At 62.9% G+C, this 2783-nt stretch carries 4 protein-coding genes; 2 read left to right on the top strand and 2 right to left on the bottom strand.

Annotation, left to right across the window (positions count from 1 at the left end):
- Positions 1-216: MarR family transcriptional regulator (locus tag RMO25_RS08445; RefSeq protein WP_309662163.1), on the bottom strand; the 216-nt coding region annotated here is incomplete at its 3' end.
- 89 nt (positions 217-305) lie between these two features.
- Here RMO25_RS08445 and metC point away from each other — a divergent pair.
- Positions 306-1508, top strand: a complete 1203-nt coding sequence (metC, locus tag RMO25_RS08440) for a cystathionine beta-lyase (protein ID WP_309662162.1) — start codon at positions 306-308, stop codon at positions 1506-1508.
- Here the strand turns inward: metC and RMO25_RS08435 are convergent.
- The gene (locus tag RMO25_RS08435) at positions 1501-2235 is read right to left on the bottom strand and encodes a winged helix-turn-helix transcriptional regulator (protein ID WP_309662161.1); all 735 of its coding nucleotides are present in this window, start codon (positions 2233-2235) and stop codon (positions 1501-1503) included. The two genes, metC and RMO25_RS08435, sit on opposite strands and share 8 nt — an antisense overlap.
- 171 nt (positions 2236-2406) lie before the next feature.
- Between RMO25_RS08435 and RMO25_RS08430 the strand changes: the two genes are divergently transcribed.
- Positions 2407-2634, top strand: coding sequence for a tautomerase family protein (locus tag RMO25_RS08430; protein WP_309662160.1), 228 nt, complete (start codon positions 2407-2409; stop codon positions 2632-2634).
- Positions 2635-2783 lie beyond the last annotated feature (149 nt).

Genomic DNA, 2783 nt, shown 5'->3' with positions numbered 1-2783 from the left:
GCCCGCCTCGGCCAGCCGATCGACGATCCGGCACAAAGTGATGGCTTCCATGTCGAGTTGGTCGGCGAGCTCGATTTGCCGCAGGCCCGGCGTCCGGTTGAGGCGCGCCAGAACGCGCCACTGCGCGCGCGTAATTCCGTGTGACCCCGCCCGCCGGTCAAAGGCGCGGCGGAGCGCGGTGGCGGTCTCGCCAATTTCCCAGAGCATCGCGTCCATTACGTCACATATAATAAGCCTGCTTATTAAATCAACGCCTAACCCAGCAACCCGTTCCGATTTGGACACAAGCCCGCTAAAGCTCCGCCATGGCCGACGATCACAAGCGCCCCCACCCGCGGACTGGAAACCGGCCGGAAACCAAAATCATCACCGCCGGCCGGCGCCACGAATGGCTGCGCGGCATGGTCAACGTGCCGGTATCGCGCACCTCGACCGTGCTGTTCGAGGACGTCGCTTCGCTCATCGATTCCTACCCGCCGCGCGATGGACATTTAAGCTACGGCCGCAACGGCACCCCGACCCAGTGGGGACTGGCGCAAGCCCTGACCGAGCTCGAGCCGGGCGCGGCCGGGACCGTATTGTTCGCATCGGGCGCGACCGCGGTGGCGTTCGCTTTGATGAGTGTGCTCGAGCCGGGAGACGAGCTGCTGGTGGCCGACAGCGTCTACGAGCCGACGCGCACATTCTGCGACAAGGTGCTCAAACGCTTCGGCATCACGACCCGATATTACGACCCCCTCGCCAGCGCCGGCGAGGTCGAGGCGATGCTCTCGGCGACCACCCGCGCGATTTTCATGGAGAGCCCAGGATCGCTGACCTTCGAGGTCCAGGACGTGCCCGGCATCTGCGCCATGGCGCGGGCCCGCGGCATCGCCACTTTGCTCGACAATACTTGGGCGACGCCATTGTTCTTCACGGCGCTGGCCCACGGCGTCGACTTGTCGATCCTCGCTTGCACCAAATATGTTTCCGGCCACGCCGACGTCATGCTCGGCTCGGTCACTGCGACCGAAGCCTATTGGGACAGGCTGTCGAAGAACGCTTTGCTGTTCGGCCAATATGTCAGCCCCGATGACGCCTATCTCGCCGCCCGCGGCCTGAGGACGATGGGCGTGCGTCTGCGCCGGCACGAGGATAGTGCGATCAAGATCGCCCGCTGGCTGCAGGATCAGCCGCAGGTCGCAAACGTGATCCACCCGGCGTTCGCGGACTGCCCCGGCCACCAATATTGGAAGCGCGATTTCACCGGCTCATCGGGCCTGTTCTCAATCGTCCTCAGGCAAGCCGATGACGCCGCCGCCAACCGCTTTGTCGAGAGCCTCGAGCTATTCGGCATCGGCTACAGCTGGGGCGGTTTCGAAAGCCTCGCTTTGCCGGTCCATCCCGACCACGGTCGCACCATGCGCCGCGAAAAGCCGTCAGGAGCGATGGTCCGCCTGCACATCGGCCTCGAGGATCCCGACGACCTCACCGCCGACCTCGAGCAAGGGCTGATGCTCATCAGTTAAGCGCTAACTCCATTGCCACCGGTTTCGATACGACACTGACCGATGCCGGGATCGGCTGGCGCGGCGCCGCGACGAATACGCTGGGGCGCAACCAGGCGCTGACATTCCGGGTCAGCGCCGGCTCTCCCTCAATGATCAGTTCGTCGGCGCTTACGGCGTCGCGATAGGTCCGGTCGCCCATCCACACGTCGTGCATGGTGCGAACCGTGGTCGTAAAATAAACATCGACATCGCGGGGCGGCGCATTGATGCAGATTTGCACCTGCTTGTCGCGGATCAGCAGCCACCAGTTGCGCTGCTCGCTAAGGTCGGTGAACCGAAAGCGGATCACCGTCTCGCCACCCGGCAGCCGCTCGGGATCAACGCTGCGTTCCAGGTAAAACATCAGGAAATCCACGTCGAAGTCGTCGTCGGTCAGCAAATGCCGCGCCCAGGTCAGGCCCCATTCCCCAAGCGCGACGACAACTGGCATCAAGGCTTCGCATGCCGCGGTCGGGGCATATACAAAACCGCGCTGGCCGGTAATCCGGCGACGCGCGACGAGGCCCTGATCTTCCAGCGATTTCAATCGGCTGGTGAGGAGGGCGGGCGAGATGTCGCCGAGCCCACGTTGCAGCTCATTGAAGCGCCGGCCGCCCAGCAGCAATTCGCGCAGGATGAGGATGGTCCAGCGCTCGCCGAGAATTTCGGTCGCTTTGGCGACGGGGCAAAATTGGCTGTATTTCATGAGCTGACTCCTGGTGCGACGAGCCCAAATGAGCCTCTGTTCGGGCCAACTCAACTACAAAATCTGTAGTTGATTGCTTCGATCGCTGAACTGGCCCGCGCCATGGATCGCGCTGCATTGGCACCCTTCGCTCACCGGATCGTCCGGTCGACGCAAGCAAGGGAATTCACAATGCCATTGGCAACAATCGAAGTCATCAAGGACGTTTTCACGTCTGCTGAGAAGCACGAGCTGATCGAAAAAGTCACCGAAGCCATGATCGCGGTCGAAGGCGAAGCGCTGCGCCCGGTCACCTGGGTCCGGCTGGTGGAAATCGACCAGGGCAATTGGGCGGTTGGCGGCCAGCGCCTCACTGCCGCGGCGGTTCACGCCATGGCCGGAAAAGCCAAAGCCGCCTGACCCCCCGCTAGCTGCGTCAATTGAAGCATAAAATCGGACCGCAGGGCCGGCTCCCGGCTGTGCGTCCCAGCCTCACACCCAAAGGATTTCAATATGCGACAAACATTTCTCACAATGACGACACTCTCACTGCTCGCCGCAGCCAGCGC

Origin of the sequence: Sphingomonas sp., assembly GCF_031361285.1 — a bacterium.
Lineage (GTDB): Bacteria > Pseudomonadota > Alphaproteobacteria > Sphingomonadales > Sphingomonadaceae > Sphingomicrobium.
The sequence above is the reverse complement of the archived record's forward strand: the minus strand, read 5'-3'. Positions and strand labels throughout refer to the sequence as shown.

What these genes read in the sequence shown, in the direction of transcription:
- metC (WP_309662162.1), top strand. Translation starts at nt 306, where the DNA reads ATGGCCGACGATCACAAGCGCCCCCACCCGCGGACTGGAAACCGGCCG.
- RMO25_RS08435 (WP_309662161.1), bottom strand. Translation starts at nt 2,235, where the DNA reads ATGAAATACAGCCAATTTTGCCCCGTCGCCAAAGCGACCGAAATTCTC.
- RMO25_RS08430 (WP_309662160.1), top strand. Translation starts at nt 2,407, where the DNA reads ATGCCATTGGCAACAATCGAAGTCATCAAGGACGTTTTCACGTCTGCT.